This window comes from Streptomyces sp. RLA131 (genome assembly GCF_056270125.1).
In genome coordinates this window covers 5,440,256-5,464,820 of sequence record NZ_JBWDOQ010000002.1, presented here as the reverse complement: position 1 = coordinate 5,464,820, position 24,565 = coordinate 5,440,256, and the positions used below count along the sequence as shown (strand labels likewise).

The 24,565-nt window shown below is 70.9% G+C and carries 24 protein-coding genes and 1 riboswitch; of the genes, 14 read left to right on the top strand and 10 right to left on the bottom strand.

Features of this window, described 5'->3' with window-relative positions:
- Positions 1-18 precede the first annotated feature (18 nt).
- Both RWE79_RS25900 and RWE79_RS25895 read right to left on the bottom strand, forming a co-directional pair.
- A complete protein-coding gene (locus tag RWE79_RS25900; RefSeq protein WP_475942459.1) occupies positions 19-903 on the bottom strand; it encodes a M48 family metalloprotease in 885 nt (294 codons plus the stop codon).
- Positions 900-1,298 (bottom strand): BlaI/MecI/CopY family transcriptional regulator, encoded by a 399-nt coding sequence (locus RWE79_RS25895; protein ID WP_475942458.1) that lies wholly within the window; start codon positions 1,296-1,298, stop codon positions 900-902. The genes RWE79_RS25900 and RWE79_RS25895 overlap by 4 nt, the downstream gene beginning before the upstream one ends.
- 143 nt (positions 1,299-1,441) lie before the next feature.
- Between RWE79_RS25895 and RWE79_RS25890 the strand changes: the two genes are divergently transcribed.
- The 5 genes from RWE79_RS25890 (at position 1,442) to RWE79_RS25870 (ending at position 6,037) form a co-directional block, all read left to right on the top strand.
- Positions 1,442-2,965: a hypothetical protein gene (locus RWE79_RS25890; protein ID WP_475942457.1), complete on the top strand. Its 1,524-nt coding sequence runs from the start codon at positions 1,442-1,444 to the stop codon at positions 2,963-2,965.
- A 10-nt stretch (positions 2,966-2,975) separates the two neighbouring features.
- Positions 2,976-3,878 carry a 1-aminocyclopropane-1-carboxylate deaminase/D-cysteine desulfhydrase gene (locus tag RWE79_RS25885; RefSeq protein ID WP_475942456.1) on the top strand — a complete coding sequence of 301 codons (903 nt, stop codon included), beginning with the start codon at positions 2,976-2,978 and terminating at the stop codon, positions 3,876-3,878.
- A 30-nt stretch (positions 3,879-3,908) separates the two neighbouring features.
- Positions 3,909-4,427 (top strand): N-acetyltransferase family protein, encoded by a 519-nt coding sequence (locus RWE79_RS25880; protein WP_475942455.1) that lies wholly within the window; start codon positions 3,909-3,911, stop codon positions 4,425-4,427.
- Positions 4,428-4,602: 175 nt separating this feature from the next.
- Complete coding sequence (locus tag RWE79_RS25875) at positions 4,603-5,016, top strand: ATP-binding protein (RefSeq protein ID WP_127358971.1); 414 nt, start codon at positions 4,603-4,605, stop codon at positions 5,014-5,016.
- 100 nt (positions 5,017-5,116) lie between these two features.
- A complete protein-coding gene (locus tag RWE79_RS25870; RefSeq protein ID WP_475942454.1) occupies positions 5,117-6,037 on the top strand; it encodes an RNA polymerase sigma factor SigF in 921 nt (306 codons plus the stop codon).
- Between the two features lie 115 nt (positions 6,038-6,152).
- Here the strand turns inward: RWE79_RS25870 and RWE79_RS25865 are convergent, their stop codons facing one another.
- On the bottom strand, positions 6,153-6,644 hold the full coding sequence (locus tag RWE79_RS25865; protein ID WP_475942453.1) for a hypothetical protein: 492 nt from the start codon (positions 6,642-6,644) through the stop codon (positions 6,153-6,155).
- Here RWE79_RS25865 and RWE79_RS25860 point away from each other — a divergent pair.
- Positions 6,643-7,614, top strand: coding sequence for a diacylglycerol/lipid kinase family protein (locus RWE79_RS25860; RefSeq protein WP_475942452.1), 972 nt, complete (start codon positions 6,643-6,645; stop codon positions 7,612-7,614). The genes RWE79_RS25865 and RWE79_RS25860 overlap by 2 nt on opposite strands.
- Before the next feature lie 319 nt (positions 7,615-7,933).
- The gene (locus RWE79_RS25855) at positions 7,934-8,191 is read left to right on the top strand and encodes a WhiB family transcriptional regulator (RefSeq protein ID WP_018563321.1); all 258 of its coding nucleotides are present in this window, start codon (positions 7,934-7,936) and stop codon (positions 8,189-8,191) included.
- Positions 8,192-8,308: 117 nt separating this feature from the next.
- Here RWE79_RS25855 and RWE79_RS25850 read toward each other — a convergent pair whose 3' ends face one another.
- The 6 genes from RWE79_RS25850 to RWE79_RS25825 form a co-directional block, all read right to left on the bottom strand.
- A complete protein-coding gene (locus RWE79_RS25850; RefSeq protein WP_475946097.1) occupies positions 8,309-9,757 on the bottom strand; it encodes a sensor histidine kinase in 1,449 nt (482 codons plus the stop codon).
- Positions 9,758-10,183: 426 nt separating this feature from the next.
- Positions 10,184-11,233, bottom strand: a complete 1,050-nt coding sequence (locus tag RWE79_RS25845; RefSeq protein ID WP_475942451.1) for an SIS domain-containing protein — start codon at positions 11,231-11,233, stop codon at positions 10,184-10,186.
- A gap of 16 nt (positions 11,234-11,249) precedes the next feature.
- Positions 11,250-12,794 (bottom strand): glycoside hydrolase family 3 protein, encoded by a 1,545-nt coding sequence (locus RWE79_RS25840; protein WP_475942450.1) that lies wholly within the window; start codon positions 12,792-12,794, stop codon positions 11,250-11,252.
- Positions 12,791-13,618, bottom strand: a complete 828-nt coding sequence (locus tag RWE79_RS25835) for a carbohydrate ABC transporter permease (RefSeq protein WP_475942449.1) — start codon at positions 13,616-13,618, stop codon at positions 12,791-12,793. The genes RWE79_RS25840 and RWE79_RS25835 overlap by 4 nt, the downstream gene beginning before the upstream one ends.
- Complete coding sequence (locus RWE79_RS25830) at positions 13,615-14,610, bottom strand: carbohydrate ABC transporter permease (RefSeq protein WP_475942448.1); 996 nt, start codon at positions 14,608-14,610, stop codon at positions 13,615-13,617. The genes RWE79_RS25835 and RWE79_RS25830 overlap by 4 nt, the downstream gene beginning before the upstream one ends.
- Positions 14,611-14,650: 40 nt before the next feature.
- Positions 14,651-15,928, bottom strand: a complete 1,278-nt coding sequence (locus tag RWE79_RS25825; protein ID WP_475942447.1) for an extracellular solute-binding protein — start codon at positions 15,926-15,928, stop codon at positions 14,651-14,653.
- Positions 15,929-16,117: 189 nt separating this feature from the next.
- Between RWE79_RS25825 and RWE79_RS25820 the strand changes: the two genes are divergently transcribed.
- The 3 genes from RWE79_RS25820 (at position 16,118) to mctP (ending at position 18,893) form a co-directional block, all read left to right on the top strand.
- Entirely contained in the window at positions 16,118-16,906 is a 789-nt protein-coding gene (locus RWE79_RS25820) for a GntR family transcriptional regulator (RefSeq protein ID WP_475942446.1), read from the top strand.
- An 80-nt stretch (positions 16,907-16,986) separates the two neighbouring features.
- Positions 16,987-17,265: a DUF3311 domain-containing protein gene (locus RWE79_RS25815; protein WP_475942445.1), complete on the top strand. Its 279-nt coding sequence runs from the start codon at positions 16,987-16,989 to the stop codon at positions 17,263-17,265.
- On the top strand, positions 17,262-18,893 hold the full coding sequence (gene mctP / locus RWE79_RS25810; RefSeq protein WP_475942444.1) for a monocarboxylate uptake permease MctP: 1,632 nt from the start codon (positions 17,262-17,264) through the stop codon (positions 18,891-18,893). The genes RWE79_RS25815 and mctP overlap by 4 nt, the downstream gene beginning before the upstream one ends.
- Positions 18,894-19,019: 126 nt before the next feature.
- Here mctP and RWE79_RS25805 read toward each other — a convergent pair whose 3' ends face one another.
- Positions 19,020-19,982, bottom strand: a complete 963-nt coding sequence (locus RWE79_RS25805; protein ID WP_475942443.1) for a helix-turn-helix domain-containing protein — start codon at positions 19,980-19,982, stop codon at positions 19,020-19,022.
- Between the two features lie 92 nt (positions 19,983-20,074).
- Here RWE79_RS25805 and RWE79_RS25800 point away from each other — a divergent pair, with 92 nt between their 5' ends.
- From RWE79_RS25800 to RWE79_RS25785, 4 genes are all read left to right on the top strand, one after another.
- Positions 20,075-20,245 (top strand): hypothetical protein, encoded by a 171-nt coding sequence (locus RWE79_RS25800; RefSeq protein WP_475942442.1) that lies wholly within the window; start codon positions 20,075-20,077, stop codon positions 20,243-20,245.
- A 37-nt stretch (positions 20,246-20,282) separates the two neighbouring features.
- Complete coding sequence (locus tag RWE79_RS25795; RefSeq protein WP_475942441.1) at positions 20,283-20,768, top strand: GNAT family N-acetyltransferase; 486 nt, start codon at positions 20,283-20,285, stop codon at positions 20,766-20,768.
- Positions 20,769-20,827: 59 nt separating this feature from the next.
- A riboswitch (adenosylcobalamin-variant (AdoCbl-variant) riboswitch) is annotated at positions 20,828-20,925 on the top strand.
- A gap of 108 nt (positions 20,926-21,033) precedes the next feature.
- Positions 21,034-23,469, top strand: coding sequence for a ribonucleoside-diphosphate reductase subunit alpha (locus RWE79_RS25790; RefSeq protein WP_475942440.1), 2,436 nt, complete (start codon positions 21,034-21,036; stop codon positions 23,467-23,469).
- Positions 23,469-24,482 carry a ribonucleotide-diphosphate reductase subunit beta gene (locus RWE79_RS25785; protein WP_475942439.1) on the top strand — a complete coding sequence of 338 codons (1,014 nt, stop codon included), beginning with the start codon at positions 23,469-23,471 and terminating at the stop codon, positions 24,480-24,482. The genes RWE79_RS25790 and RWE79_RS25785 overlap by 1 nt, the downstream gene beginning before the upstream one ends.
- The last annotated feature ends 83 nt before the right edge of the window (positions 24,483-24,565 follow it).

The following is a 24,565-nucleotide window of genomic DNA, read 5'->3' as shown; positions in this document are numbered from 1 at the left end:
CGCGGCTCCGGGCCGCGCTCAGAGCAGCAGAAGCCGGCCGAGCAGGTGGAGGAAGTCCTGGGTGGCGTCGGCCGCGCCGACCGCCGGGATGAGGCCGAGCAGCAGAACGGCGAGGACGGCCGCCCGGACGTTGGGCAGCGGGGCCCGCTGGAGCGCGCTGACCCGGCGGCTCACCGCGTGCTCCGAGAAGCTGAGCCGCATGCCGCCGCCGTGGGCGGCGAGAGCGGCGCGGGCCAGGGCGCGCGCCGCGACACGGCGGTCGCCGGCGGTCTCGGCGGCGCGTTCGTCGGCCCAGCGTTCCAGGAGGAACGCGATGGTGTCGCGGACCGGGACGAGCAGCGGGTCGACCGCGGCGGCGAGTTCCGCGACGAGCGCGAGCCGGGCGTGACGGTGGACCAGATGGGCCCGCTCATGGGCCAGCAGGACCTGCCGTTCCGAGGCGTCGAGCACGGCGAGCATCGCGGAGGTCACCAGGATGCGGCCCGGCGGCACGGCGAAGGCCTGGGGCTGCGCGGACTCGGCGACGATCAGCTCGGTGGCGCCGGGGTGCGCCGCGGACAGCAGGCGCAGCGCACGGCGGGAGGCCCGCGCGGCGCGCAGGGTCCGGCAGAGCCGGGCGAGGCCCGCGGCGAGCGCGACCAGCGCGGCGAGGGCGATGACGGCGGGCACCGGCTCGGGGATGTGGAAGCGGTGCTCCCTGGCCTCGTCCACGACGGGCGGTGTGTCGCCGACCAGGGTGGCCGCGAGCAGCATCAGACCCCATACGGTGGCGGCGGCCGTGAGGGCGGCGGAGACCGCCAGGGCGAGGGCGGCCGGGGCGGGCGCGAGCCGGCGGGAGACGGCCGGGCTGACGGCGGCGAGCAGCAGGGAGAGCACCAGCGGGACGTAGACGTCGATCCTCATGAGCCAGAGCCGTCCTCTCCGCCCTCGGTGAGGAAGAGCCGCAGGGCGGCCTCCTCGGCGGGGCTGAGGCCGGTCACGAACTGCTGGAGTGCCGCGATCGGGTCGGGTCCGCGGTCCAGCGCCCGGTGCATGACCTCGGCGGTGAGCTCGGCCGCGTTCTTGGTGGGCCGGTAGGAACCGCGCCGTCCGTCGGCGTCGCGGATCACCATCCCCTTGTCGTACAGCCGCTTCAGGATGGTGTGCACGGTGTTGTACGCGAGACCGCCGCCCAGGTCGGTCTGGATGTCGGCGGGAGTGAGCGCGCGGCCGGCCGCCCACAGCGTGGCGAGGATCTCGCTCTCCAGCTCGCCGGGGCTGCGGCGCGCCGCCTTGTCCCGGGGGTCCGTGGCTGCCATAACCGCACCTTACAACCCGTAGGGTTTGTTTACCCCGACCTTATCACTACATGCTGTAGGGTTTTTATACCCTACAAGCTGTAGGGCTGCTTCGACCGAGACGATCCGAGCGAGCCGCTCCGACCGAGGGGGATGGACTGCCGATGACGCAGGGTCTGCTGACACCCCGTGTGCCACCCGCCCTCCGGGCGAGGGCAAGCCCGGACCGGCGGGCCGTGTGGTGGCTGGCCGCCGTGGCCGCCGCCTTCACCGCCGCCCAGCTGCTCTTCGTCGGCCCGGGCCTCGGCCTCGGCTGGGACGAGACGGTCTACGTCAGCCAGGTCGCCCCGCACATCCCGGCGGCCTACTTCAGCGCACCCCGCGCCCGCGGCGTATCGGCCCTGGTCGCCCCGCTGGCACTGCTGACCTCGTCCGACGCCGCGCTGCGGGTCTATCTGGCGGTCCTCTCGGGCGCCGGGCTCCTCCTCGCCCTGCGGGCCTGGCGCCGGCTGCGCCCGGTCCCGGTGCTCGTGCTCGCCGGCCTGCTCTTCGCCGGGCTGTGGATCACCCAGCTCTACGGCCTCCAGGCGATGCCCAACCTCTGGATAGCGCTGAGCGCCCTCGCCGCCACCGGCTGCTTCCTGCGGGCCGCCACCGACCGGGACGACCGCCACGCGCTCGCCGGGCTCGCCCTCTGTCTCGCCCTCGCGGCCCTCCTCCGCCCCTCGGACGCGGCCTGGCTCGCCCTTCCGATGGCCGCCGGCGCCCTGATCGTCCGCCGCTGGCGGCGCCCGGTGCTGCTCGCCGCCATCGTCGCCGGCCTGGCCCTGGGCGGCGCGCAGTGGATCGTCGAGGCCTACGTCTCGTACGGCGGCATCGCCGCCCGCCTGCACCGGTCGAACGAGATCGAGGGCGGTCTCGGCTGGCACCTCGGCTTCTACGACCAGCTGCGCACCCTGGCCGGCGGCCCCCTGCTCTGCCGTCCCTGTACGGTCCGATGGCGGCAGCCGGGGCAGCCCGGTCAACTCACAGCCTCCTTCTGGTGGTTCGCGCTGCCCCTACTGGCGGTGGCCGGCGCCTGGACGGCCCGGCGGCGGCAGTACGCCGGCGCCGCATTCCCCGCGCTGTGCGGGCTGTCCGTGGCGGCCCCGTACCTGCTGTTCATCGACTACGCCGCGCCCCGCTTCCTGCTCCCCGCCTACGCCCTGCTCTCCGTTCCCGTCGCCGACTTCCTGGTCGCCGCGGCACGGCCCCGCCGGGTGGGGCCGCGGGCCCGGCAGGCCGCCACCGCGGTGGTCGCCGCCCTGGTCCTGGCCCAGCTGGTGAGCCAGCACCTGGTCCTGGAGGACGCCGTGCGCGGCGCGACCCGGACCACCGGCGACTACCGCCGCATCGCCGCCGACCTGCACACCTACGGCGTCCGGCCGTCCTGCCTGGTCACCGGGCTGCTGGCCACCCCCGTCGGGTACGAGGCGCGCTGCCGGTCCGGCCAGATCAGCGGCCACAACCGGAACATGACCCGCGCCCAGGTCCTGGCCGCCGCGCATGACCGGCCGGTCGCCGTGCTCGTACCACCGCACCAACGGGTGCCCTCCTACGCCCGTGGCTGGACCCCGCGCCGGCTGACCGGCCTGGCGGGGCACCGCGGATACCGGGTCTACCTCTCACCCTCCACCCCGGCGAGGTGACAATGGCCCGGTGGAGACCGAACGGCAGAGCGGACCGGGGGCGCTGGGGGCGGCCCTGCCGTCGCCGCTCGTCGCCGTCGACGACGAGCGACTGACCCGGCACGGCGTCCGGCTGCTGCTCAAGCGGGACGACCTGATCCATCCCGACCTGCCCGGCAACAAGTGGCGCAAGCTCCACCTCAACCTCCGGGCCGCCGCCGACGCCGGACACGGCACCCTGCTCACCTTCGGCGGCGCCTACTCCAACCACCTGCGGGCCACGGCCGCCGCCGGCCGCCTCCTCGGTCTGCGGACCGTCGGCGTGGTGCGCGGCGACGAACTCGCCGACCGCCCGCTGAACCCCTCCCTCGCCCGGGCGGCCGACGACGGCATGCGCCTGCACTTCCTCGACCGCGCGACCTACCGCCGCAAGGCCGAACCCGAGGTCCTGGCCACCCTCCTCGACCGCCACGGCCCGGCCTACGTCGTCCCCGAGGGCGGCAGCAACGCCCTGGCCGCCCGGGGCTGCGCCGGCCTCGGGCGCGAGCTGCGCGGCGCGGCGGATGTGGTCACGGTGGCCTGCGGCACCGGCGGCACCCTCGCCGGGCTAGCGGCGGGGCTCGCCCCGGGCCAGCGCGCCATCGGCTTCCCGGTGCTCAGGGGCGGCGCCTTCCTGGCCGGGGACATACTGCGTCTCCAGCACGCCGCCTTCGGCGCCCGGCGCGGCGACTGGCGGCTCGACCCCCGCTTCCACTGCGGCGGTTACGCCCGTACCACCCCCGGTCTGACCGCCTTCGCCGACGACTTCGCCGCCCGCCACGGCCTGGCCCCGGACCTGGTCTACGTCGCCAAGATGCTGCTCGGCGTGATCACCCTGGCCGAGGAGGGCGTCCTCGGCCCCGGTACCACCGTCGCGGCGGTCGTCACCGGCTGAGCCGCCGGTCCCCCGGGTTAGCCTTGGCACATGATCCGAGCCGCAGCACCGGAAGACGTTCCGGAGATCCACGCGATGATCCGCGAACTCGCCGCGTACGAACGGGAGCCGGACAGCGCCCGCGCCACCCCGGCACAGCTGCACGACGCGCTGTTCGGCGACAGCCCCGCCGTCTTCGCGCTGATCGCCGAGGAGGACGGCACGGGCGCCGTCGTCGGCTTCGCCCTGTGGTTCCGCAACTTCTCGACCTGGACCGGCACCCACGGGGTCTACCTGGAGGACCTGTTCGTACGCCCCTCGGCGCGCGGCGGCGGCCACGGCAAGGCCCTGCTGGCCGCGCTCGCGGCAATCTGCGTCGAACGCGGCTACGAGCGCTGCGAATGGGCAGTACTGGACTGGAACGAACCGTCGATCGGCTTCTACCGGTCGATCGGCGCCCTCCCCCAGGACGAATGGACGACCCAGCGGCTCACCGGCGGGCCCCTGCGCGCACTTGCCGCACTCGCCGAACAGGCAGACGTCAACCGGGCAACAACGCTTTCGAATTGAGACCACCCACCCTCTAGCCACGGTGCGTACTCGTGCGGTTACCATGGGTGACAGGTGGCGCCGTCCTCCGTCCGGGCGACATCCGACCGCAGATCGCGATAGCGTCGCTGGCGAATCGCGAACGCGAACCGCGATCCGAGAACCACCGAGAACCAGAGATCCAGTGGAGGTGAGGGTGTCCCAGATCGCAGGCGAGCCCGGGTCGAAGGACTTCGTCGAGGTCCGGCTGCCCGCAGCGGGGGCCTACCTGTCGGTGTTGCGTACGGCCACCGCCGGACTCGCGGCCCGTTTGGACTTCACCCTCGACGAGATCGAAGACCTACGCATCGCGGTCGACGAGGCCTGCGCGATCCTGCTGCAGCAGGCCGTGCCGGGCAGCGTACTGAGTTGCGTCTTCCGGCTGGTCGGGGACGCCCTGTGGGTGACGGTGTCCGCGCCCACGACCGACGGCCGCGCGCCGGAGCGCGACACCTTCGCCTGGACGGTGCTGTCAGCACTGGCCGGCGAGGTCGACTCCACCGTGGCCGAGGACAAGACCGTCAGTATCAGCCTGCACAAGAAGCGCGGTGCCGGCCCCGGGCAAGCGTGAGGTCCACAGATGCAGGCAGCCCACGCCCCCCGGGGTCAGCGTGTCCCGGCTCCCTCCGGGACCGGTAACGGTACAACCGTGCTCGGAACGGGGGATCGCCATGAGTGATCTTGAGAGCAGCGCATCCCATGTGCGCGGTGCCGCCGTGCCTGCCCAGCAGGCAGCACGGCAACATCCCAGTCCCGTGCCCCCCATCGACGGAGACGGAACGGACGCGGCGGAGCAGGTTCCCATGGACACCGAAGAGCTGCACCAGCACCACGACCCGCACGACCGGTCCGGCGCCCGGGCGCTCTTCGTGGAGCTGAACAAGCTCCCGCCGGGCTCCCCGGAGCGGGCCGAGCTGCGCAACCGGCTGGTGCGCATGCACCTGCCCCTGGTCGAGCACCTCGCCCGCCGTTTCCGCAACCGCGGGGAGCCGCTGGACGACCTCACCCAGGTCGCCACCATCGGCCTGATCAAGTCCGTCGACCGGTTCGACGTGGACCGTGGCGTGGAGTTCTCCACGTACGCCACGCCCACCGTCGTCGGCGAGATCAAGCGGCACTTCCGCGACAAGGGCTGGGCGGTGCGGGTGCCGCGCCGGCTCCAGGAGCTGAGGTTGTCGCTGACCACGGCGACCGGTGAGCTGTCCCAGCGGTTCGGCCGGGCCCCGACGGTGCACGAGCTGGCCGAGCACCTCAAGATCACGGAGGAGGAGGTCCTGGAGGGCCTCGAATCCGCGAACGCGTACAGCACCCTCTCCCTCGACGTGCCCGACACCGACGACGAGTCGCCGGCCGTCGCGGACACGCTCGGCGCGATGGACGAGGCGCTGGAGGGCGTCGAGTACAGAGAGTCGCTCAAGCCGCTGCTGGAGCAACTGCCGCCGCGCGAGAAGAAGATCCTGCTGTTGCGCTTCTTCGGCAACATGACGCAGTCGCAGATCGCGGAGGAGGTCGGCATCTCCCAGATGCACGTCTCCCGGCTCCTGGCCCGCACCCTCGCGCAGCTGCGCGACAAGCTGCTGGTGGAGGAGTAGGCGGAAGGCGGCACTCCTCCGTGGCGCCGGCCCGGCGCCAAGCGGCCGCCGGGCCCGGAAAAGGCCGGGAAGGCTCCGGAAAAGGGTCTGGAAAGGCTCCGGGAAGGCCCCGGCCTCAGTGGGCCGTGCGCCCGATACCCAGCGCGTCCGTCGCCGCGGGGTGGACGAGCAGCACCAGCTCGGCCACCGCGGCGGCGCCCAGCGCGATCCCTGCCGCGATCATCGCCCCGCCGCTGTGCAGCATCGTCCAGGCCACCGGCAGCGCCACCAGCTGGATGATCAGCGCCGGCCCCCGGCTCCACCGCCGCACGCGCCACAGGCCGTACGCGGCCGCCAGCGGCATCGCCGCCAGCAGCAGCACGGTCAGGCCGCCCGCCTCCGCCTGCTCCGGGCTGTCGGGGTCACCGACCAGACCGAGCACCATCATCGTGACGCCCCACGCGGCCAGCGCCGCTCCCTCGACGGTGGCCACCGCGGCGGCCACCGCCAGCCGCCGGGTGCGGTGCTTCGGACCTGAACTCTGCTCACCACTCACCCCAGCAGGGTAGCCGGGAGATCCCGGCCCCCGGCGCGCCCGGTACCGCTCGGTAGGTAACCTGGCGGGCATGCGCGCTCTCCTCGTGGTCAACCCCGCCGCCACTACCACCAGCGCGCGGACGCGTGACGTGCTCGCGCACGCGCTGGCCAGCGATCTGAAGCTGGAGGTGGCGGCGACCGCCTACCGCGGCCACGCCAGGGATCTGGCCCGCCAGGCGGCGGAGGGCGGGGAGATCGAGCTGGTGGTCGCCCTGGGCGGCGACGGCACGGTCAACGAGGTGGTCAACGGGCTGCTGCACAACGGCCCCGACCCGGAGCGGCTGCCCCAGCTGGCCGTCGTACCCGGCGGCTCGACCAATGTCTTCGCCCGTGCCCTGGGTCTGCCCAACGACGCCGTGGAGGCCACCGGCGCCCTCCTGGACGCGCTGCGTGACGGCACCTCCCGCACGGTCGGCCTCGGGCTGGTGAGCGGCACGCCGGGCAGCGAGGACGAGGGGGTGCCGTCGCGCTGGTTCACCTTCTGCGCGGGTTTCGGTTTCGACGCGGGCGTGGTCGGCCGGGTCGAACAGCAGCGCGAGCACGGCAGAAAATCCACACACGCGCTCTATATACGCCAGGTCGTACGTCAGTTCCTGGCCGAGCCGAACCGCCGCGGTGGCGGCGGGATCATCCTGGAGCGCCCGGGGGCCGATCCCGTCACCGATCTGATCCTGGCGATCATCTGCAACACCTCCCCGTGGACCTTCCTGGGCAACCGCCCGGTCTACGCGTCACCGCGGGCGTCCTTCGACACCGCCCTTGACGTGCTCGCTCTCTCCCGGCTCTCCCCCGCGGCCGTGGCGCGACACGCCACCCAGCTGCTGCTTTCCACCCCGGAACGCGGCCCGCACGGCAAGCACGCGACCTCCCTGCACGATCTGACGGACTTCACCTTGCATTCGCAGGCGCCACTGCCGTTCCAGGTGGACGGTGACCACCTGGGGCTGCGTACGAGCGCAACCTTCACAGGCGTACGCCGGGCACTGCGTGTGATTGTGTAAGCAGAACGACTTACATTCCTTTTACTCGAACGTTTAGGCTGCCCCACACCCCATGGAAGTACGGCTGTGACCTAGTCGACACCGAGGAATCAAAAAAAACTTTCCGGTAGGGGTTGTATCCGCAGCCCAGGTTTGCGAGGCTCTTCTTGGCGATCGGGACGGCCCCCCAGCGGACCCCCTTGAGAGCCCGAATCCTCCCCAACATCCCAGCGGGACCGCACCAGGGAACTGGCGCGCCGTCCCGTGTCGTGTCGGAGGATTCGTGAAAGCGTTCACATTCACAAGCAACTTGTAAGCAACACAAGGAGATGGAGCAGCCATGGACTGGCGTCACAACGCCGTTTGCCGCGAGGAAGACCCCGAGCTCTTCTTCCCCATCGGCAACACCGGTCCTGCGCTGCTGCAGATCGAGGAAGCCAAGGCCGTCTGTCGTCGCTGCCCCGTCATGGAGCAGTGTCTGCAGTGGGCGCTGGAGACCGGCCAGGACGCCGGCGTCTGGGGCGGACTCAGCGAGGACGAGCGTCGCGCGATGAAGCGCCGCGCCGCCCGCAACCGCGCCCGTAACGCCAGCGCCTGACGCGCCCGCTTACCCCCGAGCCGCAGCGCGCAGCACCTTCTAATACGCGCAGCATCACAGCTTTGAGCCCCGGCCGTTCCGCCCGAACGGCCGGGGCTTCTTGCTGCTCACAGCCGCTCAGCCGTCGAGCGGAAGCTCCAGGACGACCTGTGTACCGCGCCCCTGCGCGGCCACCATGTCGAAGGTGCCGCCCAACTCGCCTACCACCAGGGTCCGGACGATCTGCAGGCCCAGGTTGCCGGCCCGCTGTGGGTCGAAGCCCTCGGGGAGGCCGCGGCCGTCGTCCCGCACGGTGATCACCAGCTGCTCCCCCGCCCGGGTCGCCGTCACCTCCACGATGCCCTCCTCGCCGGGGCCGAAGCCGTGCTCCATGGCGTTCTGCAGCAGTTCGGTGAGCACCATGGACAGCGGGGTGGCGACCTCGGCGGTGAGAATCCCGAAGCGGCCGGCCCGGCGGGTGGTGACCCTGCCGGGTGAGATCTCCGCCACCATGGACAGCACCCGGTCGGCGATCTCGTCGAACTCGACCCGCTCGTCCAGGTTCTGCGACAGCGTCTCGTGGACGATCGCGATCGAGCCGACCCGCCGTACCGCCTCCTCCAGTGCCTCGCGCCCCTTGTCGGAATCGATCCGGCGGGCCTGCAGCCGCAGCAGTGCCGCGACCGTCTGCAGGTTGTTCTTCACCCGGTGGTGGATCTCCCGGATGGTGGCGTCCTTGGTGATCAACTCCCGCTCACGGCGGCGGAGTTCGGTGACGTCCCGGAGCAGCACCAGGGAGCCGATCCGATTGCCCTTGGGGCTCAGCGGGATGGCGCGGAGCTGGATCACCCCGCCGTTGCCCTCGACTTCGGTCTCGCGCGGTGCCCAGCCGCTGGCGAGCTTGACCAGCCCCTCGTGCACCGGCCCCCGGGCGGGGGCGAGTTCGGCCGTGGTCTGTCCGAGGTGCTGGCCCACGATGTCGGTGGCCAGCCCCAGCCGGTGGTAGGCCGACAGCGCGTTGGGGCTGGCGTACTGGACCAGGCCGTCGGCGTCGAGCCGGATCAGTCCGTCGCCGACCCGGGGTGAGGCGTCCATGTCGACCTGCTCGGCCGGGAAGGGGAACGTCCCGGCGGCGATCATCTGCGCCAGGTCGGACGCGCTCTGGAGGTAGGTCAGTTCCAGGCGGCTCGGCGTCCGGACGGTCAGCAGGTTGGTGTTGCGGGCGATGACGCCGAGCACCCGGCCGTCCCGCCGTACCGGGATCGACTCGACGCGCACCGGCACCTCCTCGCGCCACTCGGGGTCGCCCTCGCGGACGATCCGTCCCTCGTCCAGTGCCGCGTCCAGCATCGGCCGCCGGCCCCGCGGAACCAGGTGTCCGACCATGTCGTCCTGGTACGAGGTGGGCCCGGTGTTCGGGCGCATCTGCGCGACCGAGACATAGCGGGTGCCGTCGCGGGTCGGGACCCACAGAACGAGGTCCGCGAAGGAGAGGTCGGAGAGCAACTGCCACTCCGATACCAGCAGATGGAGCCATTCGAGATCGGAATCATCGAGTGCGGTGTGCTGGCGTACGAGATCGTTCATGGAGGGCACACAAGTGAGCGTACCCGCGCTCATGGCAAGCGCTCACATCGCGCCCGGAATCCTGGCCCCAACGGGGCCTTGGAGACCTTATGATCTGACTGCGTTGTTCTTTGTTTTATGGACAGCGCGAATGGTCTAGTCCAGAATTGAACAGACCGAACTTCTTCGGAAATCTTCCGCCCTCCCCGCACAGGAGGACGGAGCGAGGCCCCGGCGCTCTCTGCCCTGACTGCGCCCCGGCCTCACGGGTCGGCCCTACTGGGCCGCGAGGCACCGCACACCTCGCGCGCCACGGTCCGACGGCAGCTCCGGGCTGCGGTGCCGGACGGGCTGAGGGTCCCGTCCCGGCGCCGCGGCCCGAAGTGCTTTCCGGGGCCCGGAGGCCCGCGGCCCGAAGTGCTTTCCGGGCCCGGCACAGCTGCGGCCTCAGTGGGTCTCGGTGACCTTGGCCAGCGCCCGCGGGGCGTCGGGGTCCTGGCCCCGGGCGATGGTCACCTCGTAGGCCAGCATCTGCAGGGGCAGGATCTCCAGGATCGGCTGGACCTCCTCCGCGACGCCCTCCGTGGGCAGCACGAAGCCCGCCGAGGCCGCCTCGACCGACTCGCGGCTGCCGATGACCACCAGGTCCGCGCCGCGTCCGCGGAGGCGGTCGAGCACCGGCTGGAGCGCCTTGCCGCCCTTGCCCTCGGGTACGACGGCGATCACCGGGGAGACGTTGTCGACCATGGCCAGCGGGCCGTGCAGCAGGTCGGCGCCGGAGAAGGCCAGCGCCGGGATGTAGCTGGTCTCCATCAGCTTCAGGGCGGCTTCCCTGGCCGTCGGGTAGCCGTAGCCGCGCGAGGTGAGGACGAGCCGCTCGGCGAAGCGGTAGCGGCCGGCCAGGGCGCGGACCTCTTCGGAGCGGGCGAGGATCTGCCCGGCGAGGTCGGGGAGGACCTCGGCGGGGGTGCCGTCGCCGCCGCGCAGCCCCTCCACGAACAGATAGAGGGCGAGCAGCTCGGCCGTGTACGTCTTGGTGGCGGGCAGCGCCTTCTCCGGGCCGGCGAGTACGTCGATGTGGAACTCGGAGACCTCGGCGAGCGGCGAGTCCGGGTTGTTGGTGACCGCCAGCGTGATCGCGCCGGCCTCACGGGCGGCGCGGGTGGAGGCGACCAGGTCGGGCGAGCCGCCGGACTGGCTGACGGTGATGACCAGGACGTCCGTCAGGTCCGGCCGGGCCCCGTACGCGGTGGTCGTCGACATCGATGTCAGCCCGGCCGGTTTCCCCAGCAGCACCTCGATCAGGTACTTCGCGTACAGCGCGGCGTTGTCCGAGGTGCCGCGGGCGGTGAGGAGGACGAAGCGCGGGGCACGGGCGGCGATCCGCCCGGCGACCCGGCGGATGTGCGGGGCGCCCTCCTGGAGGATGCGGCGCAGTACCGCCGGCTGCTCGGCCATCTCGCCGGACATGATCCGGCCCGCTGTCGTGGCGGACATTCCCGTTGCCTCCGTGTCAGACGTACCCGTTCCCGGCGATGACCTCCGCGGCGGCCCTCCCGCACACACGGGCGGCGCCATGGGTCGCGATGTGCATCGCGCCGGAGGGCTCCGCCTGGGGCACTCCCATCTCCACCACGACCGTGTCCGGCCGGGCCGCGAGCAGGGCGCCGAGGGCTTCGGCCATCCAGCGGTGCCGGTGGACGTCGCGAACCACAGCGACGATCCTACGGTCCGCCGCCTGCCGCAGCACGTCCGCGGTCACGGAGTCGTCCTGCCGGAAACTGCCGGTCACCGTACCCGGGAGCAGGCGCTCCAGCTCGGCGGCGATCCCCCAGGGCGTCTCGGCGCCGACCGCGACATTGGCGACCGGCGTGAAGGCGGCCACGTACGGTGCCGCGCCGGGGCCCAGCGGTACGTAGCCCCGCGTGCGGGTCACCCGCAGGGCGCGGCGGGCGGCGACGAGGCCGATTTCGGGGTCCGGTGCCGTCCCCGGCACGGCACCGGACCCGGACCCGGAGGCGAACCCGGCGCCGGGTCCTGTGCCGGACGCGGCGGCCGAGGTGGTCCACCCGGCGAGCTCGCGCACCCGGGCGGCGGCCTCGGCGAGTCGCTGCTCCCCGAGGTCACCGGTCCGCACCGCCCGGACGATCGCGTCGCGCAGGGCCAGCACGGTCTCCTCGTCGGCCAGTCCCCCGCCGACGCAGATCGCGTCGGCGCCGGCCGCCAGTGCCAGGACGGTGCCGTGCTCGATGCCGTACGTGTCGGCGACCGCCCGCATCTCGATGCCGTCGGTGACGATGAGCCCGTCGTAGCCGAGTTCGTCGCGGAGCAGTCCGGTCAGTACGGTCCGGCTGAGCGTGCCGGGGCGGTCGGGGTCGAGGGCGGGGACGACGATGTGGGCGCTCATGACGGCCCGGGTGCCCACCGCGATGGCGGCCCGGAAGGGCAGCAGCTCGCGGGAGCGCAGGGTGGCCGCGGAGACGTCGACCCGCGGGAGGGCGTGGTGGGAGTCGACGGCGGTGTCGCCGTGGCCGGGGAAGTGCTTGGTGCAGGCGGCGACGCCGGCCGACTGGAGGCCCTCGACATAGGCGGCGGTGTGCCGGGCGACCCGCCAGGGCTCGGCGCCGAAGGAGCGGACGCCGATGACCGGGTTGCCGGGGTCGGAGTTGACGTCGGCGGAGGGCGCCCAGTTGAGGTTGACCCCGCAGGCGGCGAGCCGGCGGCCGAGCTCGGCGGCGACGGAGCGGGTCAGCCCGGGGTCGTCGACCGCGCCGAGGGCGAGGTTGCCGGGGAAGGAGGAGCCGCCGCGGGCTTCGAGCCGGGTGACGTCACCGCCCTCCTCGTCGGCGGCCACCAGCACGTCGGGGCGTACGTGGCGCAGCTGGGCGGTGAGCTTGGCGAGCTGCTCGGGGGTCTCGATGTTGCGGGCGAACAGCGCCACCGAACCCAGGCCCTCGTCGAGCCGGCGCAGCAGCCACTCGGGGGCGGTCGTGCCGTGGAAGCCGGGCTGCAGGACGGTGAGCGCGTCCCGTCCGATGTCGTCCTGCAAGGCGCTCATCCCTTCACCGCCCCGGCGGTGAGACCGGCGGCCATCTTGCGCTGGACCAGGAGGAACAGGATGACGACCGGGATCGCCATCAGCGTGGAACCGGCCATCATCGGGGCGTACTCGGTGCCGTGGCTGGTGGTGAAGCTGCTGAGCCAGACGGTGGCGGTCTGATGCTCCTGGCTGAGCAGCATCAGCGCGTACAGGTACTCGTTCCAGGCCTGGATGAAGCCGTAGATCGAGGTGGCGACCAGACCGGGGGCGAGCAGCGGGAAGACCACCCGGAGGAAGGCGCCGGTACGGCTGCAGCCGTCGACCATGGCGGCCTCCTCCAGCTCCCGGGGGATGTTGACGATGAAGCCCCGCAGGGTCCAGACCGTGAAGGGCAGGATGAACGTCAGATAGACGAGCATCAGGCCGGGCAGCTTGTCGTACTGACCCAGGTCGTTGAGGAGCAGAAACACCGGGATGATCATCGCGACCGGCGGGACCATCTGGACCGCGAGGATGCCGACGATCACGATCTTGCGGCCCCGGAAGGCGAAGCGGGAGATCGCCAGCGCCGCCAGCAGCCCCACCACCAGGCCGATGACGACCGTGCTGACCGACACGATCAGGCTGCGGCCGACCGGGCCCCAGAAGTCGGCGATGTCCAGTGCCCGGCGGAAGTTCTCCAGCGACACCGGCCAGGGCACGAAGTGCGGGTCGGGGTCGATGGCGTCCTTGGCCGGTTTGAAGGCCGTGTTCAGCATCCAGTAGACGGGAAAACCGAAGCCGGCGAACGCCAGCAGCCCCAGGAGGTTGTAGCCCAGACGTGTCCTCGTCGCGGCACTCACTCGACCTCTCCGATCTTCAGCATCTGGCGCATGTAGACGGCGACCACGCCCAGCAGCAGGGCCACGGTGATCAGCGCGATCGCCGAGCCGCCGCCGTAGTCGTTGACGACGAAGGCCTTGGTGTACGAGTAGGTGGTGAGCAGCTGGAACTCGGGCTCGGGGTGGCCGCCGCGCATCAGGTAGACCTGCGGGAAGACGCCCATGTCCCAGATCACCGACAGGGTGGTCAGCATGACGATGATCGGCTTGAGGATCGGCAGCGTGACGTAGCGGAAGGTGGCCATCGAGCCCGCGCCGTCCAGACGGGCCGCCTCCTCCAGCTCCTTGGGCACCTGGGTGAGGCCGGCGCCGAGGGTGATCGCGACGAACGGGACCGCGCCCCAGACCACCAGCAGCATGACGACGGTGAGGCCCTGGGGGCCGGTGGCGAACCAGTTGTGGCCGTCGAAGTCCACCCCGGGGATCTTGCTGACCAGCCAGTTCAGGACGCCGTAGTCACTGTCGAACATCCACTTGAAGACGGTGACGGCGACGATGACCGGCATGGCCCAGCTGGCCACCAGCGCGATGTTGACCAGGGTCTTGACCCAGGGCGAGACCCGTTGGAGCAGCAGGGCGAGCAGCATCCCGGTGACCATGGTCAGCACCACCGCGCCGCCCGCGAACCAGACGGTCCGCCAGACGACCGACCAGAACTCGCCGTCCCCGAGGATCGCGGTGAAGTTGCCGAGGCCGGCCCATTCGGCGGGCTTGAACCCCCACAGCTGGGGCTGCCCGAAGTGCTGGAACGACAGGGTGACCAGGCGTACGAAGGGGTAGCCCAGGACCAGCAGCAGCACCGCCAGCGCGGGGGCGAGCAGCAGCCAGGGCAGTCCCGTCGCACCGGACCTGGTGCGTTTCCTGCCCGGCCCCGGCGCCCGGCCGGGCGCCGGGGCCGGTGATGAGTGCCGGGTCGGCGGCACCTTCGCGGTGGTGGTCTCGGCGGCACTCATCACGTACTGCTCCTCAGCGGTCCCTCGAACTCTCTTGCCGTCAGCTGTTGTTGATGACCTTGTCGATCGCGGCGTCCGCGTCCTTGGCCGCCTGCTCGACCGTCTTCTTGCCGGTGGCGATGGACTGCAGCATGCCCTGGAGGATCTGCTGCTTCTCGACGTTGCCCCAGCCCGGCGCGGCCGGGATGAACCAGCTGCTCTCGGCGGCGGTCGCGGTGGCCTTGGTGGCGTCCGCCGTCTTCAGCGTGGCCAGCTGGGTCTTGTTGTTGGGCAGGTTGCCCTTGCCGATCAGGACCTTCTGGCCGGCGGTGCCGGTGAAGTCGTTGATCCACTCGGCGGCCAGGGCCTGGGCCTTGGACTTGGTCGGGACGGCGAGGTCGGAGCCGCCGAGGAAGACCGGCATGTTCTTGCCCGACGGGCCGGGGAAGACGAACTGGACCAGGTTGTCCTTGAGCTTGCCGCCGGTCTTGTCGACCTTGGGGTCGGCGGCCGCGCCGCCCTCCCAGCTCGCGCCGTAGATCATCGCGGACTTGCCCTGGCCGAAGACGATGTAGCGGTCGGACTCGTCCTTGGTGAGGTCGCCGTGCATGTACGTGCCGAGCGCGGCCTTCCACGCGGTCAGGCCCTGGACGGACTCGGCGCTGGAAAGGCTCGCCTTGAAGGTGCCGCCGCTGTCGGTGGCGATGGCGCCTCCGGCGTCGTAGACGAAGGACATCGCGGCGTACCAGTCGCGGGAGGGCTGGTACCAGGCGTTGAACTTCTTGCCGTTCTTCTTCTGGATCTTGTCCAGGTCGGCGGTCAGCTCCGTGTACGTGGCCGGGACGGTGGTGACACCGGCCTTGGCGGCGATGTCCTTGCGCCAGGCAGCGACGCGGGCGCCGGCGTAGTAGGGGACGCCGTAGGTCTTGCCGTCGTAGGAGCCGGAGGCCTTGAGGCCGTCCAGCCAGGCGGAGGAGTTGTCGAAGTCGGAGGCGTCGAGTTCGGCGAAGGCACCCTTGATCTCGTAGCCGAGCATCTCGGTGTTGCCCATCTCGATGACGTCGGGGGCCTTGTCCGAGGCCAGTACGGCGTCGAACTTCGTGTTCTTGTCGCCCCAGCTGTAGTACTCGTGCTTGACCGTCACGCCCGGGTGCTTCTTCTTGAGCGCGGCGTCGGCCTGCTTGACCAGTCCGGGCCAGTTGTTCTGTGCGTCGACCGTCAGCCATACCGTGATGGACCTGGGTGACTCGGCCTTGTCGGACCCCTTGTCCGAACCGCAGGCCGCAACGCCGGCAACCATTGCCGCGACACCGATCGCCGCGATCAGCTTGCGCTTCACAACACCCTCCCCAGGGTCGTGGTACCAAGTGGTGTAGACCAGTGGTCGAGAGCTTGGCCTAGACCTTTTGGGGTGTCAAGGGTGTATAAGAAGCCTGGCGAGTCCGTTACCGGACCGACACCTGGACCAGGGCCGCACGGGTGGCACGGCCCGTGCCACGATGTGGGTTTGACTTGTGACGGAGGAAGCATGAGCAGCGACGGGGAAACCGACGCGAGCATCCTGGACAGCGCCGCAGGGCCGGAGAACGGCACCGGCGCCGCCGGGCGGACCGCCCGCGTCCCCAAGTACTACCGGCTGAAGAGGCACCTGCTGGAGCTGACCCAGACGATGCCCCCGGGCTCACCCGTGCCGCCCGAACGCACCCTGGCAGCCGACTTCGACACCTCCCGGACGACCGTGCGGCAGGCACTCCAGGAGCTGGTCGTGGAAGGCCGGCTCGAACGCATCCAGGGCAAGGGCACCTTCGTCGCCAAGCCCAAGGTCTCGCAGGCGCTGCAACTCACCTCGTACACCGAGGACATGCGCGCCCAGGGCCTGGAACCCACCTCCCAGCTGCTGGACATCGGCTACATCAGCGCCGACGACCGCCTCGCCGAACTCCTCGACATGAAGGCCGGCGGCCGGGTGCTGCGCATCGAACGGCTGCGGCTGGCCAACAGCGAACCGATGGCCATCGAGACGACCCACCTGTCGGCCAAGCGCTTCCCCGCGCTGCGCCGCAGCCTCGCCAAGCACTCCTCGCTCTACACCGCGCTGGCCGAGGTCTACGACGTACGCCTGGCGGAGGCCGAGGAGACCATCGAGACCTCGCTGGCGACCCCGCGCGAGGCCGGGCTGCTCGGCACGGATGTCGGACTGCCGATGCTGATGCTGTCCCGGCACTCCATCGACACCACCGGCGAACCGGTGGAATGGGTGCGTTCGGTGTACCGGGGGGACCGCTACAAATTCGTCGCGCGCCTGCGGCGCCCGTAGACGAGCGGCTGATCTCTGCCCTAGATTTCCTGCTCGTCACAAAGAGTGAGAAACCCACGCAGAGGGACGGAGCTGCCGCAGTGTCCGAACCAACAGGAACACCAGGAACTTCCTCCGGTCGCCCGCCGGCCGTCACGCCGACCCGCGTGACAGCCGGCGTGTGCCTGATAATCCCCTTCGTCGCGATGCTCTGGGTCGGCTCCTACGCCCGGCTCACCCCGGAGTTCATCGGCATCCCGTTCTTCTACTGGTACCAGATGCTCTGGGTGTTCATCTCCTCCGCCCTGACCTGCACCGCGTATGTGCTGGTCCGCCGTGAGGAGCGCGCCCGCAAGGCGGCCAAGGGGGTCCCGGCATGAAGGACGGCGTGAACGGCGTCGCACTCGCCGTCTTCATCTTCTTCTTCGTGGCCGTCACGGTCATGGGCTTCCTCGCCGCCCGCTGGCGCAAGGCCGAGAACGCCCTCCACCTCGACGAATGGGGCCTGGGCGGACGCAGTTTCGGCTCCTGGGTCACCTGGTTCCTGCTCGGCGGCGACCTCTACACCGCGTACACCTTCGTCGCCGTCCCGGCGGCCGTGTACGCGGCCGGGGCGGCCGGCTTCTTCGCGGTGCCCTACACCATCCTGGTGTACCCGCTGATCTTCGTCTTCCTGCCGAGGCTGTGGTCGGTCTCCCACAAGCACGGCTACGTCACCACCTCCGACTTCGTCCGGGGCCGCTTCGGCTCCAAGGGACTGTCGCTGGCGGTCGCGGTCACCGGCATCCTGGCCACCATGCCGTACATCGCGCTCCAACTGGTCGGTATCCAGGCCGTGCTGGACGTGATGGGCGTCGGCGGCAGCGCCTCCGACAACTGGTTCGTCAAGGACCTGCCGCTGCTGATCGCCTTCGGTGTCCTGGCCGCGTACACCTACTCCTCGGGGCTGCGGGCGCCCGCACTGATCGCCTTCGTCAAGGACGCGCTGATCTACATCGTCATCGCGGTGGCGATCATCTACATCCCGTACCGGCTGGGCGGCTTCGACGACATCTTCGGCAAGGCGAGCGAGGCCTACGCCCAGGTCAACCCGGCCACCGGCAAGCCGCGTGGCGCGCTCGCGCCCGGGGACACCGCCCAGTGGGCGTACGGAACGCTGGCGATGGGCTCGGCACTGGCGCTCTTCATGTACCCGCACTCGGTGACCGCCGTGCTGTCCGGGCGCAGCCGGGACGTGATCCGCCGCAACACCACCGTGCTGCCGCTGTACTCGCTGATGCTCGGGCTGCTGGCGATGCTCGGCTTCATGGCGCTGGCGAGCGGTGTCGGCAAGGGAATCACCGGCTACAACGGCCAGTTGGCGATCCCGCAGCTCTTCGAGAACATGTTCCCCTCGTGGTTCGCGGGCGTCGCCTTCGCCGCCATAGGGATCGGGGCGCTGGTTCCGGCGGCCATCATGTCGATCGCCGCCGCCAACCTCTTCACCCGCAACATCTACAAGGACTTCCTCAGGCCCGACGCCACCCCCGAGCAGCAGACCAGGGTCAGCAAGCTGGTCTCGCTGCTGGTCAAGGTCGGCGCGCTGGTCTTCGTCCTGACCATGGACAAGACGGTCGCCATCAACTTCCAGCTCCTGGGCGGCATCTGGATCCTGCAGACGTTCCCCGCCCTGGTGGGCGGCCTGTTCACCCGCTGGTTCCACCGCTGGGCGCTGCTGGCCGGCTGGGCGGTCGGCATGGTCTACGGGACATGGCAGGCGTACGGCGTCGCCAGCCCCGCCCAGAAGCACTTCGGCGGCTCCTCGGACACCATCCCGGTCATCGGCCAGATCGGCTACATCGGCCTCACGGCGTTCGTTCTCAACGCCGTGGTCGCGGTGGCCCTGACCCTGGTCCTGCACGCCCTGAAGACCCCCGAGGGCGTCGACGAGACCTCCCCCGGCGACTACACGGCGGACGCCGGCGAGCCCGGCGTGGAACCGGAAGTGCCGGTGACCGCGGGGCACTAGCGGTCACCGTTTCGTCCTCGTCCCGGATCGCCGGGCGGGCCGGTTTCCCGGGCCGCCCGGCGATCCGGGGCAAGCGCGGCCGGGACAAGCGCGGCCGGGGGCATGCGCGGCCGCGCGCACGACGCCCTATCCGACCGGCACCCGGAAGGTGCGCCGGTAGGCCTGCGGTGTGGTGCCCACCCAGCGGCCGAAATGGTGACGCAGGGTGGCCGCGTTGCCGAAGCCGGCCCGCAGGGCGATCGCGTCCACCGTCTCGTCCGTGCCCTCCAGCAGCTCACGGGCGAGCAGTACCCGCTGCCCGAGCAGCCACCGGTAGGGCGTCGTCCCGGTCTCCTGCTGGAAGCGCCGGGCGAAGGTCCGCGGCGCCATGTGCGCCCGCTCGGCCAGTTCGTCGACGGTGACCTCGCGGTCGAGGTGCTGTTCCATCCAGCCGAGCACGTCGCCGACCGTGTCGCAGCGGCTGCGCGGCAGCGGTCGTTCGACGTACTGCGCCTGGCCGCCCTCGCGGTGCGGCGGTACGACCATACGGCGGGCGATGGCGTTGGCCACCGCGCTGCCCTGCTCCTTGCGGACCAGGTGGAGGCAGGCGTCGATACCGGCGGCGGTACCGGCCGAGGTGATGACCGGGTCCTCGTCGACGTACAGCACGTCGGGCTCGATCCGGGCCAGCGGGAAGCGGTGCGCGAGCGTGTCCGTGTGCCGCCAGTGGGTGGTGCAGGCGCGGCCGTCCAGCAGCCCGGCGGCGCCCAGCACGAAGGCCCCCGAGCAGACGCTGAGCACCCGCGCGCCACGGTCGACGGCCTCCCGCAGGGCCAGCAGCAGCGCCGGCGGGTAGGCGGCCTTGTCCGGCATGTCGCAGCCGGCCGGGACGGCGACCAGATCCGCCTCGGCCAGCCGGTCCAGGCCGTGCGGGGTGTTGATGGAGAAGCCGCCGTACACCTGGACGGGCGACCGCTCGGCGGCGACCACCGCGAAGTCGTAGACGGGCAGACCCTGTTCGCTCCGGTCCACGCCGAAGACCTCGCAGATCACGCCGAGTTCGAAGGGGTGCACCCCGTCGAGCAGTACCGCGGCCACGTTTTTCAGCATCCTCCGAGCATGCCAGAGAGCTGGCAGGAATTCGAGGGAGCAAGGCAGTCCTGCCACTCCCGGCGGCAGCCCGCAGGGAGGAGATTAGATGCATGAACACATACCTCGCCCTCGTAGCGGTTCTGTCCCTCACCCTCGCCGTCGCCGCCCCCGCTCTCCTGGGTCTCGCCCACGAACGCCGGATCGACCGCCAGATCCGGGCCGCGCGGGCCGCCGAGGCCGCGGCCGAGGCCGCCCGGCGGACCTGGGGAATCACCGCCTGAGAACGGCACTGTCAGACCCGTGCGTCAGACTCGAACCATGGACATCACCATCCGCCCGGTCCGGCCCGAAGAGCTGGCCGCCGTCGGGGATCTCACCGCACGGGCGTACGAGCCCGTGCTCCCCGACGGCGACACGTATCTGGAGCGGCTGCGGGACGCCACACACCGCGCCGAGCACACCGAACTGCTGGTCGCCGCGGACCCGTCGGGCACCATCCTCGGCAGCGTCGCCTTCGTACCCCCCGGCTCGGTCTACACCGAGGTGGCCGGGGAGGGCGAGGGCGAGTTCCGCATGCTCGGCGTGGATCCGCGCTTCCAGGGCCAGGGCGCCGCCGAGGCACTGGTGCGGGCCTGCCTCGACCGCGCCCGGAAGCTCGGCATGTCCCGGCTCGCCATCTCCACCAGCCCCTCGATGCACAGCGCCCACCGGCTCTACCGACGGCTCGGTTTCGACCGCGCCCCCGGGCGGGACTGGTCTCCGGTGCCCGGCATCGACTTGCAGGTGTATTCCATAGACTTGTAACGAGACACAACATCTGGGGGTGCCGACGGCAGGCACCACTACATGTATGCTCAACACCGCTGCCGCCGCAGGGAAATCCGGTGAAATTCCGGGGCTGCCCCGCAACGGTGTACGGGCGCCATGAGGCGTACCCGCAAGCCCGATGGCCTGCCGGCAGCGCACCCAAGGGGACACCTCCCGGACCGGAACGAACCGGTCCGGCGAAGCCCTCCCGGGTGCCGTCATGTCCGGGCCTCGCGGGTTGGGCCGGTGGACGCGCCGCGGCATGCCCTGTGCAGCCCTCGTGCGCCCCGCCATTCCCTCGTCGCGTCGCCGCCGTACGAGGGAGAGAGCACACGTGACCATCGCGCCCGTCGCACCGAACGCGGAACCCGCTTCAGCCGGCAGCACCCTGCTGCGCACCCTGACGGAACTCACCGCCGACCTCCCCGACACCGACCCCGGCCGGGTGGCCGCCGCCGCGCTGCGGGGCCGGTCGCCGCATGCCGACCGGGCCGCGGCCGAGGCCGAACTGCGCACGCTGGCCACCGAGGCCGCCGCCGGCCTCATCTCGGAGGACCCCCAGTACTCCCGGCTCGCCGCCCGGCTGCTCACCCTGGCCATCGCCGACGAGGCGGCCGGCGAAGGCGTCACGTCCTTCACCTCCTCCATCGCCGTGGGCCACCGCGAGGGCCTGATCGCCGACGGCACCGCCGAGTTCGTCCGTACCCACGCGGCCCGGCTGGACGCCCTGATCGAGCAGGCTCTCGCCGAAGGCGCCGACGACCGCTTCGGCTACTTCGGCCTGCGCACGCTGCACAGCCGCTACCTGCTGCGGCACCCCATCACCCGTCAGGTCGTCGAGACCCCGCAGCACTTCCTGCTGCGGGTCGCCTCCGGCCTGGCCGAGAACCACACGGTGCGCGCGCTGGACGAAGTCGCCGCGCTCTACGGCCTGATGAGCCGTCTGGACTACCTGCCGAGCTCGCCCACCCTGTTCAACTCCGGTACCCGGCACCCCCAGATGTCCTCCTGCTACCTGCTGGACTCCCCGCTGGACGAGCTGGACTCCATCTACGACCGGTACCACCAGGTCGCCCGCCTGTCGAAGCACGCCGGCGGCATCGGCCTGTCCTACAGCCGCATCCGGGCCCGTGGCTCCCTCATCCGGGGCACCAACGGCCACTCCAACGGCATCGTCCCCTTCCTCAAGACCCTCGACGCCTCGGTCGCCGCGGTGAACCAGGGCGGCCGGCGCAAGGGCGCCGCCGCCGTCTACCTGGAGACCTGGCACTCCGACATCGAGGAGTTCCTTGAGCTGCGCGACAACACCGGCGAGGACGCCCGCCGTACGCACAACCTCAACCTGGCGCACTGGATCCCCGACGAGTTCATGCGCCGCGTCGACGCCGACGGCACATGGTCGCTCTTCTCCCCCGCCGACGTCCCGGAACTGGTGGACCTGTGGGGCGACGCGTTCGACGCCGCCTACCGCGCGGCCGAGGCGGCCGGCCTGGCCCAGAAGACCATCCCCGCACGGGACCTCTACGGCCGGATGATGCGCACCCTGGCCCAGACCGGCCAGGGCTGGATGACCTTCAAGGACGCCGCCAACCGCACCGCCAACCAGACCGCCGAGCCGGGCTCGGTCGTCCACTCCTCGAACCTGTGCACCGAGATCCTGGAGGTCACGGACGACCAGGAGACGGCCGTCTGCAACCTGGGCTCGGTGAACCTCGGTTCCTTCGTCAGCGACGGCTCGATCGACTGGGAGCGCCTGGACGCCACGGTCCGTACCGCCGTCACCTTCCTCGACCGCGTCGTCGACATCAACTTCTACCCGACCGACCAGGCCGGCCGCTCCAACGCCAAGTGGCGCCCGGTGGGCCTGGGCGCGATGGGCCTCCAGGACGTCTTCTTCAAGCTGCGCCTGCCCTTCGACTCGCCCGAGGCGAAGGCCCTCTCGACCCGGATCTCCGAGCGGATCATGCTCGCCGCGTACGAGGCCTCGGCGGACCTCGCCGAACGCAGTGGTCCGCTGCCCGCCTGGGAGAAGACCCGCACGGCACGGGGCGTCCTGCACCCCGACCACTACGGCGTGACCGTGAGCTGGCCGGAGCGCTGGGACGCGCTGCGCGCGCGCATCGCGAAGACCGGCATGCGCAACTCCCTCCTCCTCGCCATCGCCCCCACCGCCACCATCGCCTCGATCGCCGGGGTGTACGAGTGCATCGAGCCCCAGGTCTCCAACCTCTTCAAGCGCGAGACCCTGTCCGGGGAGTTCCTCCAGGTGAACTCCTACCTGGTGGAGGACCTGAAGAAGCTCGGCGTCTGGGACACCCAGTCCCGCGAGGCGCTGCGCGAGGCAAGCGGCTCGGTGGCGGGCTTCAACTGGATCCCGGCGGACGTCCGCGCCCTCTACCGCACCGCCTGGGAGATCCCGCAGCGCGGCCTGATCGACATGGCGGCGGCCCGCACCCCGTACCTGGACCAGTCGCAGTCCCTCAACCTCTTCCTCGAAACGCCCACCATCGGCAAGCTCAGCTCGATGTACGCGTACGCCTGGAAACAGGGCCTGAAGACCACCTACTACCTGCGTTCCCGCCCGGCGACCCGGATCGCCCAGTCGGCCCGCGCGACGGTGCCCGCGCAGGTCGCCGCCGATCCCGACGCGGTCGCCTGCTCCCTTGAGAACCCCGAGTCCTGCGAGGCCTGCCAGTAATGTCCGCCCCCACCAAGCACCTGCTCGACCCGGGCTTCGAACTGACCCTGCGCCCCATGCGCTACCCGGACTTCTACGAGCGCTACCGCGACGCCATCAAGAACACCTGGACCGTGGAGGAGGTCGACCTCCACTCCGACGTCACCGACCTCGCCAAGCTCTCCCCCGGCGAGCAGCACATGATCGGCCGGCTGGTCGCCTTCTTCGCGACCGGCGACTCGATCGTGGCCAACAACCTGGTGCTGACCCTCTACAAGCACATCAACTCCCCCGAGGCGCGGCTGTACCTGTCCCGCCAGCTCTTCGAGGAGGCCGTCCACGTCCAGTTCTATCTGACCCTGCTGGACACCTACCTCCCCGACCCGGACGAGCGCACCGCCGCCTTCGACGCGGTGGAGAACATCCCCTCCATCCGTGAGAAGGCGCAGTTCTGCTTCAAGTGGATCAACGAGGTCGAGAAGCTCGACCGCCTGGAGAGCAGGGCCGACCGCCGCCGCTTCCTCCTCAACCTGATCTGCTTCGCCGCCTGCATCGAGGGCCTGTTCTTCTACGGCGCCTTCGCCTACGTCTACTGGTTCCGCTCGCGCGGCCTGCTGCACGGCCTGGCCACCGGCACCAACTGGGTCTTCCGCGACGAGTCCATGCACATGGACTTCGCCTTCCAGGTCGTCGACACCGTCCGCCGGGAGGAGCCCGACCTCTTCGACGACGACATGGCCAAGGAGGTAACGGCCATGCTGGAGGAGGCCGTCGAGGCCGAGCTCCAGTTCGCGCAGGACCTGTGCGGCGAGGGTCTGCCCGGTATGAACACCGACTCCATGCGCGAGTACCTGCAGTGCGTCGCCGACCAGCGCCTCGTCCGCCTCGGTCTGCCCGCCCGCTACGGCTCGGAGAACCCCTTCTCCTTCATGGAGCTGCAGAACGTCCAGGAGCTGACCAACTTCTTCGAACGGCGCGCCTCCGCCTACCAGGTGGCCGTCGAAGGATCGGTCTCCTTCGACGACGAATTCTGACGGCTTCGGTTGTCTTCGGTCGTATGCGGTCGCCTTCCGCCGTCGTACGAGCAGCGGCGGAGGCGGCGGCTACCCTGGCGTCG